The following is a 13,438-nucleotide window of genomic DNA, read 5'->3' on the forward strand; positions in this document are numbered from 1 at the left end:
CGTGTTTTAATAATACTTTCACTGCTCTTTCATAGGTAATCGTGCATGCTAAAGCTGACTGATGACGGCGCTAAAATCACTTTGCAAGGTCAGCCTAGTACGGCTGACAATGGGTTGTTTTGGTTTGGCTTCGCATTATTGGTTGGGGCAGTGGCGGTTGCTTTGGCAATGAGTTTACTACCTGAGCGCTTGGCTATCGGCGCTCTGGCATTACTTATCATTGGCAGTTTCGTTTTTAATCGGCAACGCCAGCAGCATAAAAAAGCCATGAGCGGCGTTATCAGTAGCGGCGTATTGTGGGTACGTGATGGTGAGATGGTGCATGACCATCAAGGGAAACGTGAGCATATTCATCTGACCGATGGCGACAAAATCAACCTGATCGGTGAACAGCTACAGATTGTTGATTGTGATGACATACGTAAGTACTTGATTAGCGGTTTTGACAATATCCAAGAAGCAACCGCTGCCAAAGCTATCCTACAAGGGCAGACGCTGACCAAGCGCCATGCTAATATTAAAATGAGTAACGATTAAAATATTGATCAGCTTTTAATGCTCTAATCATACTATGACTGACATTCAAACTGATGGCCGACTATGCTTTTCAAATCGCCGCCCGCCTCTCTAAAACCCTTCGCTGACTGACCACTTATCCTTAATATCACACCTTTTATCGCTTATCTTAGAGCAATAATACTTGCAGATTCCTGTACAAATGGTTTATAAGTAGGGTTGAAAAATCTCATCTTACTTATCGTTAATGCGGTTATTGATCTTATCGTTAATGCGGTTATTGATACTGAATATCGATACTAGATTATTAATACTGAATTGTGAATACTAGGCTATCAATAATATGTTGACAAGGAGTTAGTCATGTCGCGTTTGTCCCTTTGGTCAATCACAACATCGTGCAGTGCATTTCTACTTAGCTTCGGGGCGGTCGGTCAAGTTCATGCCGATAGTATGAGCACCTTGATTGCGCAAAAATCTGCCCAACCTGATTATAGTGCCCGTTATAGCCCAGCGTACTCGGCTGTCCCTTCTGCCAAAATCAGCACGCGCTCTACCATCCAACGTGCTAATACCTCTCCTAACTATCGCTCAAATACGAGTAATGCGCAGCCAAGCTATTCTAACAACAACCATTCTAATCAGAATGCTTACCTTGGTAACGCTCAAAACAATTATCGTTATCCGGAAGTACAACGCCAAGCACCATCTGTTCTGCCCGCATTTTTATCCGGCAATTATGATAACGTCGATAGCGAATATTTGCCGCTGCTGAGCAATGCTGAAACCCAAAGCAGTCAGGCGGCGCGCGAAGTTATCAGTACCGCGCGTAAGATGGCATTAAATGAGCGTGCGATTATTAAAGGTGGCTGCTGGGATTATCTCAATGCCGTGTTTAACCGGGCAGGAGTGAGCCGCGATACCATCCATAAAGGCACCTACGGTCAAGGTCCTTATGCCAGTAGCAAGGATATTGAAGTCGGTGATTGGCTCTACTATATCAACCACGGCTACAATGGCGTCGAGCATAGTGGACTATTTGTTGGTTGGGTTGATGAGAGCGCCAAGCAAGCCTTGATACTCAGCTATGCGGGCGAAAATCGCCGTGAGCCTGCGCGCTACCGTGTTTATGATTTGAGCAATGTTTATCAAATCATGCGACCAAACGTTTAAAGGCATTTAATCAGCTTATTGAGACCTAAAAAAGCGTCCGTCACTTATTAAAGTAACGGACGCTTTTTTATGGATTTTCAGTATAAAAATACAAAATACTTTTAAGGTAAATAAGCTTTACTGTTAGGTATTTTTAAAAGGGTTTTACCACCACTAAAATCACGATAATAACCAACGCAAACACTGGCACTTCGTTAAACCAACGCCAAAATTTATGCGACTTGTAATGCGGGTTATCAATGAGCTTTTTACGATAAAATCCGCATGCGCCATGATAGCCAGATAGCAGTATCACCAATAAGAGCTTTACGTGTAGCCAGCCCTGAGTTTTATAAACATCCCAGCCCAGTCCCAACATCCATAGACCAAATATCCAGGTGGCTATCATCGACGGCGTCATGATGCCGCGATAGAGCTTGCGCTCCATAATGGCAAAACGCTCGTGGCTGATGCTATCGTCACTCATTGCATGATAAACGAATAAGCGTGGCAAATAGAATATCGCCGCAAACCAGCACACCATGGAGATAATGTGTGCCGCTTTAATCCAATTAAAATAATCTGCCATCATACTCTCTCTCTTACGATTTAATATTTCATGCACAATAACGTCGGCAAGCTTAGCGCAGATGACGCGATAATGGTAGCGGCACGCATGGCATCTATTCTGCTAAGACAACTTGCGACTGATGACCACTCATCGCGTCAAGTACTGGTACTTGCTTCGGCGCTCGTGGCGCGGCAAACTGCTTAGTCAAACCAAGCTCACGCATGAGTCTATCATCGCCTGATTGACTTGCATTGCCTGTGGTCAGAAGCTTATCACCATAAAAGAATGAATTTGCCCCTGCCATAAATGCCAATGCTTGCTCAGAGTCAGACAAGCTTTCGCGCCCAGCAGATAGACGGACATAGCTGGTTGGACAGCAAATGCGCGTCACGGCAATAGTCCGTATCCATTCAAGGACTGGTAGCTGACCTTCTGCTAAGACCTTGTCGCCGATCGGTGTCCCTTGAATAGGAACCAGTAGATTAACCGGAATGGATTCAGGCGCTTTGGGCATTTTAAGCAGCTCATGGACCCAGTCAATGCGATCATCACGGCTTTCGCCCATGCCAACGATGTTGCCACTACAAACGTTAATACCTGAATTGCGTACGTTTGCAATGGTATCTAGACGCTCATCATAGCTGCGGGTGCTGACGACTTGCTCGTAGTAACTTCTTGAGGTATCTAGATTATGATTGTAGTAGTCTAGTCCAGCATCTGCCAACTGTGCCGCTTGGTCTGTATCTAGCATACCAAGGGTCATACAGGTTTCAAGCCCCAATGCTTTCACCTCTTTCACCAGCTCTACCACATAAGGCATGTCTTTGGCACTTGGGTGCTTCCACGCTGCACCCATACAAAATCGCGATGAACCTGTAGCCTTGGCGCGTTTGGCGGCGGCGATGACCTTATCGACCTCGATCCGTTTTTCTGCTTGTAGCTTAGTGGTATCGCGGTGATGACCAGATTGGGAGCAGTAGCCACAATCTTCAGGGCAGTTGCCCGTTTTGATAGACAATAAGGTGCTGATTTGTACTTCATTGGCGGTAAAGTGTTGGCGGTGTATCGTCTGCGCTTGTAATAACAAATCCATCAATGGCAAATCAAATAATTGAGCAATCTGTTCACGGCTGTGCTTACTGGCTGTTTGTTGCTTGGTATTAGTTGCGTCTGTTGCTAATGTCGCTAAAAAATTATGGGACGCGTTTTTATTATTAAGTGTCGTATCAGTATGGTTATTGGCATTCGGTTCTGAGATATTAAGCAATCCTGCCATGAGATAAATCCTTTTATAACGGTATTAGAAGTGTTAGATAAATTAATAACTATTATTTAAATTAAGTAACCTTGGGTTTTTGCCTTTTATGAAGTTAAGGCGATAAAATCTAGGCAATAAAAAAGGTTGCCGTATAGTATACCGCAACCTTTTTAGAAAATCAGAATAGTGCTAAGTAGCTTGTTAAATGTTAGTCAGCTACTTGTCTAAATTACTCAATTATTTACCCAACTTGTGCTTAGCAACACCGATCCAATGGTTAGCAAGTTTTTGTGCTTTATAAGCATATGGCTTGGCTTTTTGGATATAAGGTTTGTATTGTTCTGGGATGGCTGGCACGATGTGTTTGGCAAGCTTATTGAACCACATCATTAGGCTGTAATCGCCTTCTATGGTTAAGTTACCTTCTTGCACGGCAGTCATAAAAGCAGGAAGACTGCCTTTGGTCAACAGCTTAACGCCTGTCATTGAGTCTTTAAAGTTAATGGTCAGGTCAGCTTTTTTAGCATGACCGCTGTGTTGGCTAAATGCACCATTATCAAAGCTATAATAACGCGCAACATCAGCTTCAGTACTGGCAAGCTCGATAGTTACTTTACGATCAGCAAACAGCGCTTTGACGTCTTCGTTATCGCTATCAGCCAGCATCGATAAACGGTAACCAATCACTGCCAATAAAACATCTAACGGATCAGACTTGATATCTAGTACAGGAACAGTAAACATAATCGAACTCCTAAAGAATAAGACGCAAAATAATGCGTACTTTATAACAATTTTTGCGACAAATATATAATTAGATTATAAACGATTGAACGAATGATAGGTTTCAATTCTTTAGGAGTTACGTAGAGCGCCTTAAGTATCTTGTAACATTCGATGACGGCAGTATGACGGGATAAAATTACTGAAAGCGCGGCTGATAGTCATCGTCATAGACGGGCGTATGCTCAATATAGCGGGCGGCTTGCAGTTCACGTTGTTGATGGACGGTGCGACTGACATCTTCGTAACGCAGCGCTCGATAGAGTACCCAAGCGGCTAAAGGCAGCCAGCTGATACCCATAGCGACCACATAATTGTGCCATTCTGACAATACTAACCAATACGTCAATAAACTGTGGATGGCTTCAACCGTCAACCAATATGCCATGCCGCCGAACAAATACCATAGCAACCAACGCTGCGACGATAAAGCAAGCGCCAGTACCACACCTATCAGTAGACCAGTACCGAGTATCGCCCCAGCGCCCCATGTTTCACTCGCAAAAATAGAAAATATTGTTAATGACATTGTTCATCTCGCTCTTCATCAGGTGAATTCCAACAAGGTCATTATGGAAGTTTGCAACCTAAAACTAAAGAGGGTAGCGACGACTTTGCGACAACAGCTGACGTTTGATTTTTTTAAACGATAGTCAGAAAATACTGCGTAAATTCTGCCAATAAGATAAACAAAAAAGCGCCACAATGAGGGGCGCTTTTTCGGAATTAAAGTGTTTTTTAAAGTCGGTTTAGCTTTAAGATTCTTTTAGATTGAATGACTTTTAAGGACGAACGCCGCGGCGTCCCCACCATGATAAGGCAGTTACCAAAACTGCCCCTAATAGCATCAGCCCTAAAGTGGTTAGCCAGTGAGCGCCAGTAGGATACTGCCCCGGCATGACATTATTGACGGCGGCGCTATTTAATGTGCCTAGCGCATCCGTTTTCCACGGCCATACCTTTACCAATGAGCCTGCGATAAAGCCTGTCAGTAAGGCGAGAGTTGCTTGATAGTAGCGTGATAACAACCACTTGAGTATACGGGTAAAGAGCAATAATCCCGTTGCCATACCGGCAATGACAGTGAGAATAATACTAAAGTTTAGTGTATGAACTGCTTCGAGTATCGAATGATAAGCGCCCATTAATAACAGGATAAATGAGCCTGAGATACCGGGTAATATCATCGCACAAATGGCAATCGCGCCCGCAAGGAACAAATAAGGCAAGCTCGGTGCTGTGGTCAATAAAGGCAAGCTACTGATGACGACGGCGCTACCAGCCCCCAGCAAAAATAATGCGACCCTTCCTATATTCCAGCGCGTAATTTCAGTCAATAAGATAAAGACAGTCGCCACCACCAAACCAAAAAAGAATGACCAAATCAGTAAAGGTTGATTGTCTAATAAGTGCTTAATGAGTCCGGCTAAGGTGGCAAAACTGGTGGCGATACCAAGTAATAGACACACTAAAAAAGTGGCATCAACCTGTCGCCACACTGCAACCAAGCCTCTCAGCCCGCTCTCTTGACAAAATATCTGCCAAAGGTTGGGACCCACGCTACTTAGCGCATTAATCAAGCGCTCATAAATCCCCGCAATCAAGGCAATGGTACCGCCAGAAACACCGGGCACAATGTCCGCCGCACCCATGGCAATACCTTTGACATAAACACCCAATAACTGTTTTGGATTGTCGTGATAAATGGGGCTGCTCTCGTCAGCTATAGGCTGGCTGGCTGCATGAGTGGAAGATGACGGCGCATCTGGCCGTGGGGATTGTGATGCCGTCATGGACATTCCTTTCTTATTTAACAAGTTAAAAGTGAGATGAATAGGGTAAAAGAGATATAAGTATAAAAAATGCTTCAACCATAAAAACTAGGCTAAGAATAAACCCTTAACCTAGCTCGTGGTTTAGCGTGTTTAAGCGTTATTTAGGTCGGGAAAAAGCTGGATAGCCAAGCGCATAAAGAACGCCTTCAAGCCCTGTGACATTGACCGCAGCATCTGCACGCGCTTGGACGATGGGCTTGGCATTAAACGCCACGCCCAAATCAGCCAAAGCCATCATCGGCAAATCATTGGCACCATCACCGACGCAGACTACCTGTGACATATCAATACCCATGCGCTCAGCGGTATGCTCAGCAATCGCCGCTTTTTTAGCACCATTAATAATAGGCAGTTGCACATGACCGGTGACTTCGCCTTCGTCGATATCTAACGCATTGGCATGCACTTCATCGATGCCTAACTGCTCAGCGATATAGCGGGCAAAATAGGTAAAGCCGCCTGAGACTAAAACCGTATGATAACCCAAGGCTTTAAGAGCAGTGATCGTGGTGCGCGCGCCTGTTGACAAGGTCAAACGCGTGCAAATATCATCCAGCACGCTCGTTGGAATGCCTTTTAATAATGCCACACGCTGAGCAAAAGATTCATCAAAATCTACTTCACCGCGCATCGCTGCTTCGGTAATGGCTTCTACTTGCTCGCCAATCCCAGCTGTTTTTGCCAGCTCAACGATGACTTCCTGCTCAATCAAAGTAGAGTCCATATCAAAGCAAGCCAGCTTATGGGTGCGTAACATATGACCGACCGATAAGATGTGACAATCGACAACGTCTAAGTGGTCGCCACTGATTGCGCTTTGCGAGTTTTTATAGTCTTCCGCTAAGTCATGACGCAAACGCGTGGTCAATTGGTCATCAATAATGTGCGCTGCCGCCGTCTTCTTAGCAGGATGCATCAGAGTATCTGTGACCGGCACTAGCAAATAGCGGAAAACTTGCACATCGACAAACGAGCGCTTAGCAAATGGCTGTGTGGTGTCTATATCGGCAATCTCAATATCAACAAAATTGGCATCAGCATCTTCTGCTACGGTGACCAAATGCCAGTTAGGCTGCTCATCTACCCATGATTGCACATATTGATGGATGTCGAGCGATGATACATGCGTAGGCAATACCACAATCAACGCAAAAACGGGCAAGGATTGCAGCGCATCAAAATCTTGCAGATTAGTACCCTCAGGCAATAATGACGCTACAGAATCAACGGCTTGTTGCCAGGCTTTGCTGTCTTTTGGTAACGAGTAAGATGTATTTTTTTGCATCGCTCAATTGTCCCTTGTATGCTGATATAAGATTAGGAATAATAACAGTTTTACTCGGCAGCGCCTATAGATGAGGTACAAAGTCTCACAGTCAGATAAAAATGCTTATCATCACCAAAAAGCGCCTTGGAATAAAAGAAAATTCTTACAATAAATTTATGATATTAGCTGACGCCATAACCCTTACTATGGTGATATAGTAGGACAAATGAGCGGGAGATTTTTTGATTTACGCCTGAGCCAAACATACTTGCACAACAAATCTCCTGTAGGATGGCAAGGTCTCATGGATTGAGTTTTATTGAATAATTATTTGATGCTTATGAAATAGCGTGTTATTGAATAACTTCTTATGAAATAGCTTTTTATGACGTGTCCGTCGCTTAGAGGCGGCGTGGTTATACAGAGCCAAAGTAGATTGAGCAAAAGTATATTAAACAAAGATAGCTGCATATTCTTCCAGAAAATGAGCCATAGCCTCGTTTTTTAATTCCATTTATCCAAAAAAGTTTAACATATCATGACGTATTTAGCGCCGCGGCAAGGGTTGTTTGCCATTATTCTTCTGGTCAGTTTTTGTTTGCAGACCCTATTATTGGTCATCAGTACCGATCAGCAGCTGACCAACAGCCGTGCCCAAAAGGGCGAGCAAATGGTCGCCCAGCTCATAGATGAAGCACGCTTATCTTTAGAAAATAAAGACCGCGTCAGTCTAAGCGTCATTGCCAATCGCTATACCAGTGAGCAGGACGTGACCCGCATACTGATTAAAGACAATAATGGCGATATATTGGTACCGGTTGGTAATGCGCCGATGCAGCAAGGTGATACCATTAGTCAAATCGCGACCAAAGGCGATGCGGTCATCGGTAGTGTGGCCTTGACGCTAAAAGACATTAGCAAGGGTGAGATTATCGCCATGCAATGGCCGTTTGTTATTGGCTCGATGTTGCTACATTTATTGCTATGGCTGATCTATGGCTATATTGCGCGTCCATCCAGAGAGCAAATCAATGCGCTGAGCCGTGATATTCAAGACTTGCATCGCGAGCAGTATAGACAACTCGATCAACGTGAATTTGAGCGTGGTTATGAACGAAATTTTGAGCGTGACAGTGAATCAGAGTATAACTCTGACCCTAGCCTTAAATCTGACTCAACTGGTTTTGATAGCGTAGTTAAAGAAACAGCTCATGATACCAGTGGTAAAAAACCAAATACCCGAAAATTAGACATCCATAGTGCCGTAAATCAGTATGTTAGACGGCAACAGGGTCAGGATGCAGCACTGAACAATGATGACAATGATGACAATGAAGCTGAAGACCATAACAATAACCATCCGCTAGATAGTGTCGTCAGTAATGAAACGGACAGTATGCAAGAGGAAGTGACGGCTACTAATAGTAGCAGCCACAAAGCGAGTACTGCTGCCAGACTGTCTGCGACCCGCCCGTTCGACAGTGTCAGCGTCCAGATTGTCTTTCATGATGAGTTCAATATGCTTGAGCGCCTAGCACCGTCGCAGCGTCTGCCTTATTTGGCATTATGTACCCAGCTATTGAATCAAGCAGTGACCGAATTACTCAAACAGCCATTGTTGCTTGGGGTAAGTGCGCTCAATGAGCCACACTTTGATGAAAGCGGTGCTTATGTGATGCTAAAAGCAGATAATAGCCACGCCAAAGTCGCATTGGCAGGCGTGATGCTCGGCAAACTGTATCTGATGCTGAATAAAATCATTCATGATAAGCATATCGAGCTATCACGATTTGCCCTACCAGCAAAAGCTGGGGTAAGTGACAATGCCCAAGTCGAAGCGATGAGTCATCTATTGGATAGCGTGGGTAAAAAAGAGCAAATGCTTATTTTGTTACCTAATGCCGGTCTTAAACAAATCAGTCATCATGTACAAGTACAAAGCATCATGCGTCCAACAACCGTTTATGAGCGCGAATGTGCAATATTCGATGGTGGTAATGACGCCATGATACAACGCCTAGCAGATGTGCGTAATGCGGTCTTAATGATTGAAGAGGCGGAAGAGACTGAAGAGCAGGAGTAAATCGCAGCGTTAGATACAGATGAGCCTCCACAATTGCCTGCGCAATAATCGTCAGCACACGCTTTGATTTTGTGCATAACGAGGTCATAGAAATAAAAAGGATTGACAACGCTCAATAGAGACTTTATAAGGCATATATATATTCATGTATTTTTAATACCCTTGCCGAAAAATGATAGGAGTTTGTCATGAGTGACGCTGATATTGATGACGATTTTGATGACGATTTTGTTGATGATGACGATGCAAAGATGGTGGAAGAGGCTGAGACCAGTGTGCGTACACGCTTAAGCAGCCTTGAAAAACGCCGCTTGATCGATAATCTGCTAGAAGAGAAGCGTTTGGCTAAAGAGCTAAAAGACGATCTTGATGACATCGATAATTTTGATGAAGATGGTGATGACTGGGATGACGACGATCTCTAAGTCGTCATTACCCTCATCAGTTTGCAGTTTAATGACAAAGCAAAACCGCTTGTCACTGATTTTTAGCCGAAAGTTGTTAAGTAATCAGCCTGATAAGCAAGCATGACATCCTGATGTCGCATGCATTGTGCTAAGCTGGTTGTCAGATGTTTTTAATACTGTTCTCAACGCTATTGGGTCATTAAAAATTACGCTGTAATCAGCTCTATTCAATAGACGTATTTGATAACAGCGTTTTATAAAGGTGTTTGGGGCTGGTTTTATGAGTTCAAACAGTTTTTACCTTTTTTAATTTAATCCTTAGATTTCCCGCCCTTTTATATTTCATAATCTATTTATTGCGCCTGACGTAATCTATCCTCCAAGGACCACCACACTATGAATAACCCACTCAGTTTCGATGAATTATTAGACTATTTGGACAATGAAGAAAGCGCGTTTGTGCTTGATAGTGTCGCTACCCATGGTTTTTTGACCGCAACTGTCATTGGACGTCCATTGCCAAATTGGATAGAGGCGCTGTTTGAAGGTCATGTCAGTGAAATTCCTGCCAATGTGCTTGACGGTATTCAGCGCTGGCGCGAATCAATCATGGCGGAACTCAAAAACGAAACGCCGATTGAGCTACCATTTGGTGAAGATGCCGGTAACGAAGAAGTGGCGGTCGATTTTTCAGACGATTCAGATATCGTTGCTTGGTCGATTGGTTTTGTCGATGCGATGTATGGCGATGAAGCCAGTGATTGGTTTGAAGATGAAGAGACTGCAGAAGATGTAGCGGTTTTAACCTTACCGATGATTGTGCTAAGTGGCATCGATGATGAAGATCCAGAGCTGGCGCAAATGCGTGCCGACGAAGATAAAATGGTACAAATGGCCAACAGTATTGAAGGTAATTTAACGGAGTTGTTTTTATTGTTCCATACCAATGACTAGAATTGTTTATAGACAGATAATAAATAGGTAGATAGATAGCGTTTTTGGGTACATTATTCTAATAAATGCTGTCTATTAATAAATGATGTCTATAAGCATCTTTTATTAATATTCGCTGAACCCCTAAATATTCATTGAACCCTCTATAAGTCACCGATAAGGCTGTACCATGACTGTGCAACTCTCCAATCTTGAGCACTTGCCCAACTATCAGATTACTGAGCGCTTAGATGTCGTGTACGGTAGCACTGTGCGCTCAAAGCATGTTGGTAAAGACTTGTTTGCTGGTCTCAAAAACATCGTTGGTGGTGAGCTGACCGCTTATACCGAGCTGTTAGACGAATCACGCCAAGAAGCAATCGATCGTATGGTTATTAAGGCAGAAGCCTTGGGCGCAGATGCAGTCGTAGGCTTACGTTTTTCGACTTCTAGTATTGCGCAAGGTGCTGCCGAGCTGTTTGTTTATGGCACAGCGGTGAAAGCCGTACCGATGCCGCAGCAGTCCATTTCTCCTCAATCGCAGCAACCACCAAACAACCACTCGGGTCATGGTGATTTCAATAATCATGATCAGAATCACAATAATAATCAAGATCACAGCCAAGCAGCGCCTCAAGCACCAAAGGCTGATGATGATTTACCACGTTTCAACCCTTTTGGTTAATGAACCATAAAAAGCGCGGTGACGCTTTTTGCTGCTACGAGACGTCCGATGAATAACTCCCTCACCCAAATGCTGATGAACTACGCGCCGCTTATCGTACTGTTTGTGCTCGGCTGGTTTTTTGGCTCACGGCATGAGCGTCAGCACTTGGCACGCTTAAAAATTGCAGAAAAAGAGCTCAGCCATATTATCGTATCGACGGAGCGTTTTTATGTGCCGAAGCTTGCTGCCAACACTGAGGGTGAGCTGGTCATGGGCAGCGTGGTGATTGCACAAGATTATTTTAAAATGGTGATTGCTCGCGTTTTAAGTATCTTTGGTAAAAATCTGACCACTTATGAAACCTTGCTCGATCGCGCTCGCCGTGAAGCAGTGGTGCGTATGCGCAGCCAAGCGCAGGCGAAAGGCTATAACTATATCTATGGTTTGCGTTTCGAGGTCAGTAATATCAATCAATTGGGCAGCATGGTCGAAGCCATTGCTTACGGTACGGCCGTCCTCAGTTCTGAAAATCCTACTAAAGCACCCATTAACGCTTCTAGCAATAATCCTACCAAGACCTTCATCAATACTGCCAGAAAATAAGCGTTTACACCGCAATGGCTATTTAACCATCATTATTTAACGGTCAATTATCCAAAACCGCACGTTGAATCGCCTTGTTTAGACCTCTGTCATTTCTGCTCAATTCCTACATCTGGTATTTGACTGATGAGTCGTGGAATAAAGCAGATAAACCTAACTTTTGCCATATATACTCCCTTTGTCAATTCTTGATTATTGTCGATAAATAAGAATGACATGCTATCAATCACGCTATAAAAGAATTATTTAAAACGGATAATGTCCGTTATTCATAGCGTTGGTAATGATGAATAACCATTGACAAGTAGTAACCAACGTATTAGCAAGGATTGCTAATTAGACATCATTGAATCATTATAAACTGACCTAGCATTAGGTCTTATCTACAGGGATGTAGTTATGGAAAGTCTGGCTCTAATCACCTTAGTAAACTCAGTTGTGATTCCTCTTTGCTTGTTTTTAATCATGATGGGCATGGGTTTGACCCTTGTTACCAATGATTTTAAGCGGGTTTTAAAATACCCAAAAGCAGTCGGTATCGGTTTGACCAATCAGTTGATACTGTTGCCAATCATTGGTTTTGCCTTAGCCAATATCATGCCATTGCGTCCAGAGTATGCCGTCGGGGTTATGCTTCTTGTGTTGTGTCCGGGTGGCACCACGTCAAACTTGTTTACCTATTTGGCTAAAGGCGATGTAGCGCTGTCGGTGACGATGACCGCGATTGCCAGCGTTATTACGGTATTTACCATTCCCATTGTGCTGAGCTTTTCATTGATTTATTTTATGGGCAGCGGTAGTGAGTTTGAGTTACCAGTATTAAAAACTGTGCTTACTTTAGTGATGCTGACGATTGTGCCTATTAGTATTGGGATGCTGATTAAGCATTACGCGCCAAAAGTCGCCGATCGCTCACAAGTATTCGTGTCTAGATTTGGGGTGATTTTTTTAACGTTTTTAGTACTGTTTTTGGGCTATGTTCAAAGAGATATTATTGTCGACGCCTTTATCGCTACCGGTCCGATATCAGTATTATTGAACGTCTCAACCATGGCGCTCGGTTATTACAGTAGCAAATGGTTCGGTCTTAACTTAGCGCAAAGAACCTCAGTGACGCTAGAAGTCGGTCTACAAAACAGTACTTTATCAATATTTATGGCATTGACGCTATTATCTAATTACGACATGTCGATGATGCCAGCCATTTATACCTTGGTGATGTTCTTAAGCGCGGGGATTTTGGTGCGTATACTTAGCGCTCGACATAATAAGTTGAGGAAGTCTGAAATAGAAAGTAGTGTATTGGCAGCACGAATGCTGTAAGTGGAAATATGTGGTTTATCATAATTGTGCAGTCACAATG

Annotated in this window: 15 protein-coding genes; 8 read left to right on the plus strand and 7 right to left on the minus strand. The window is 43.6% G+C overall.

From position 1 onward, the window contains the following. Positions 1-45: 45 nt before the first annotated feature. On the plus strand, positions 46-537 hold the full coding sequence (locus tag FQ084_RS00165) for a hypothetical protein (protein WP_149488644.1): 492 nt from the start codon (positions 46-48) through the stop codon (positions 535-537). A 342-nt stretch (positions 538-879) separates the two neighbouring features. Then, entirely contained in the window at positions 880-1,689 is an 810-nt protein-coding gene (locus tag FQ084_RS00170; protein ID WP_149488645.1) for a hypothetical protein, read from the plus strand. 133 nt (positions 1,690-1,822) lie between these two features. On the opposite strand, the gene hemJ is transcribed toward FQ084_RS00170, so the two are convergent. From hemJ to serB, 7 genes are all read right to left on the minus strand, one after another. Continuing rightward, positions 1,823-2,257, minus strand: a complete 435-nt coding sequence (gene hemJ, locus FQ084_RS00175; RefSeq protein ID WP_149489536.1) for a protoporphyrinogen oxidase HemJ — start codon at positions 2,255-2,257, stop codon at positions 1,823-1,825. 94 nt (positions 2,258-2,351) lie between these two features. Then, entirely contained in the window at positions 2,352-3,515 is a 1,164-nt protein-coding gene (bioB, locus tag FQ084_RS00180; protein WP_149488646.1) for a biotin synthase BioB, read from the minus strand. A gap of 219 nt (positions 3,516-3,734) precedes the next feature. Continuing rightward, positions 3,735-4,241: a hypothetical protein gene (locus FQ084_RS00185; protein ID WP_149488647.1), complete on the minus strand. Its 507-nt coding sequence runs from the start codon at positions 4,239-4,241 to the stop codon at positions 3,735-3,737. A gap of 178 nt (positions 4,242-4,419) precedes the next feature. Next, complete coding sequence (gene aciT, locus FQ084_RS13330; protein ID WP_410477323.1) at positions 4,420-4,797, minus strand: AciT family ciprofloxacin tolerance protein; 378 nt, start codon at positions 4,795-4,797, stop codon at positions 4,420-4,422. After that, a complete protein-coding gene (locus tag FQ084_RS13425) occupies positions 4,775-4,828 on the minus strand; it encodes a hypothetical protein (RefSeq protein ID WP_367179659.1) in 54 nt (17 codons plus the stop codon). The genes aciT and FQ084_RS13425 overlap by 23 nt, the downstream gene beginning before the upstream one ends. 234 nt (positions 4,829-5,062) lie before the next feature. After that, a complete protein-coding gene (locus FQ084_RS00195) occupies positions 5,063-6,073 on the minus strand; it encodes a DUF368 domain-containing protein (protein WP_149488648.1) in 1,011 nt (336 codons plus the stop codon). 139 nt (positions 6,074-6,212) lie between these two features. Continuing rightward, positions 6,213-7,400, minus strand: a complete 1,188-nt coding sequence (gene serB / locus FQ084_RS00200; RefSeq protein ID WP_149488649.1) for a phosphoserine phosphatase SerB — start codon at positions 7,398-7,400, stop codon at positions 6,213-6,215. A 520-nt stretch (positions 7,401-7,920) separates the two neighbouring features. Here serB and FQ084_RS00205 point away from each other — a divergent pair. The 6 genes from FQ084_RS00205 (at position 7,921) to FQ084_RS00230 (ending at position 13,398) form a co-directional block, all read left to right on the plus strand. Next, on the plus strand, positions 7,921-9,465 hold the full coding sequence (locus FQ084_RS00205; RefSeq protein WP_149488650.1) for a hypothetical protein: 1,545 nt from the start codon (positions 7,921-7,923) through the stop codon (positions 9,463-9,465). Between the two features lie 188 nt (positions 9,466-9,653). Then, a complete protein-coding gene (locus tag FQ084_RS00210; RefSeq protein WP_045443968.1) occupies positions 9,654-9,890 on the plus strand; it encodes a PA3496 family putative envelope integrity protein in 237 nt (78 codons plus the stop codon). A 378-nt stretch (positions 9,891-10,268) separates the two neighbouring features. Next, positions 10,269-10,826: a UPF0149 family protein gene (locus tag FQ084_RS00215; RefSeq protein WP_149488651.1), complete on the plus strand. Its 558-nt coding sequence runs from the start codon at positions 10,269-10,271 to the stop codon at positions 10,824-10,826. Positions 10,827-10,995: 169 nt separating this feature from the next. Then, the gene (locus FQ084_RS13335) at positions 10,996-11,490 is read left to right on the plus strand and encodes a YbjQ family protein (protein WP_262880600.1); all 495 of its coding nucleotides are present in this window, start codon (positions 10,996-10,998) and stop codon (positions 11,488-11,490) included. 48 nt (positions 11,491-11,538) lie between these two features. Further along, positions 11,539-12,075 carry a YbjQ family protein gene (locus FQ084_RS00225; protein WP_149488652.1) on the plus strand — a complete coding sequence of 179 codons (537 nt, stop codon included), beginning with the start codon at positions 11,539-11,541 and terminating at the stop codon, positions 12,073-12,075. 399 nt (positions 12,076-12,474) lie between these two features. Next, a complete protein-coding gene (locus FQ084_RS00230; protein WP_149488653.1) occupies positions 12,475-13,398 on the plus strand; it encodes a bile acid:sodium symporter family protein in 924 nt (307 codons plus the stop codon). Positions 13,399-13,438 lie beyond the last annotated feature (40 nt).

The organism is Psychrobacter sp. ANT_WB68 (assembly GCF_008369115.1).
In the GTDB taxonomy this organism is placed as follows: Bacteria; Pseudomonadota; Gammaproteobacteria; order Pseudomonadales; family Moraxellaceae; genus Psychrobacter.

What these genes read in the sequence shown, in the direction of transcription:
- FQ084_RS00215 (WP_149488651.1), top strand. Translation starts at nt 10,269, where the DNA reads ATGAATAACCCACTCAGTTTCGATGAATTATTAGACTATTTGGACAAT.
- FQ084_RS00165 (WP_149488644.1), top strand. Translation starts at nt 46, where the DNA reads ATGCTAAAGCTGACTGATGACGGCGCTAAAATCACTTTGCAAGGTCAG.
- FQ084_RS00230 (WP_149488653.1), top strand. Translation starts at nt 12,475, where the DNA reads ATGGAAAGTCTGGCTCTAATCACCTTAGTAAACTCAGTTGTGATTCCT.
- FQ084_RS00195 (WP_149488648.1), bottom strand. Translation starts at nt 6,073, where the DNA reads ATGACGGCATCACAATCCCCACGGCCAGATGCGCCGTCATCTTCCACT.
- bioB (WP_149488646.1), bottom strand. Translation starts at nt 3,515, where the DNA reads ATGGCAGGATTGCTTAATATCTCAGAACCGAATGCCAATAACCATACT.
- FQ084_RS00210 (WP_045443968.1), top strand. Translation starts at nt 9,654, where the DNA reads ATGAGTGACGCTGATATTGATGACGATTTTGATGACGATTTTGTTGAT.
- FQ084_RS00225 (WP_149488652.1), top strand. Translation starts at nt 11,539, where the DNA reads ATGAATAACTCCCTCACCCAAATGCTGATGAACTACGCGCCGCTTATC.
- serB (WP_149488649.1), bottom strand. Translation starts at nt 7,400, where the DNA reads ATGCAAAAAAATACATCTTACTCGTTACCAAAAGACAGCAAAGCCTGG.
- hemJ (WP_149489536.1), bottom strand. Translation starts at nt 2,257, where the DNA reads ATGGCAGATTATTTTAATTGGATTAAAGCGGCACACATTATCTCCATG.
- FQ084_RS13335 (WP_262880600.1), top strand. Translation starts at nt 10,996, where the DNA reads ATGACTGTGCAACTCTCCAATCTTGAGCACTTGCCCAACTATCAGATT.
- FQ084_RS00205 (WP_149488650.1), top strand. Translation starts at nt 7,921, where the DNA reads ATGACGTATTTAGCGCCGCGGCAAGGGTTGTTTGCCATTATTCTTCTG.
- FQ084_RS00170 (WP_149488645.1), top strand. Translation starts at nt 880, where the DNA reads ATGTCGCGTTTGTCCCTTTGGTCAATCACAACATCGTGCAGTGCATTT.
- FQ084_RS00185 (WP_149488647.1), bottom strand. Translation starts at nt 4,241, where the DNA reads ATGTTTACTGTTCCTGTACTAGATATCAAGTCTGATCCGTTAGATGTT.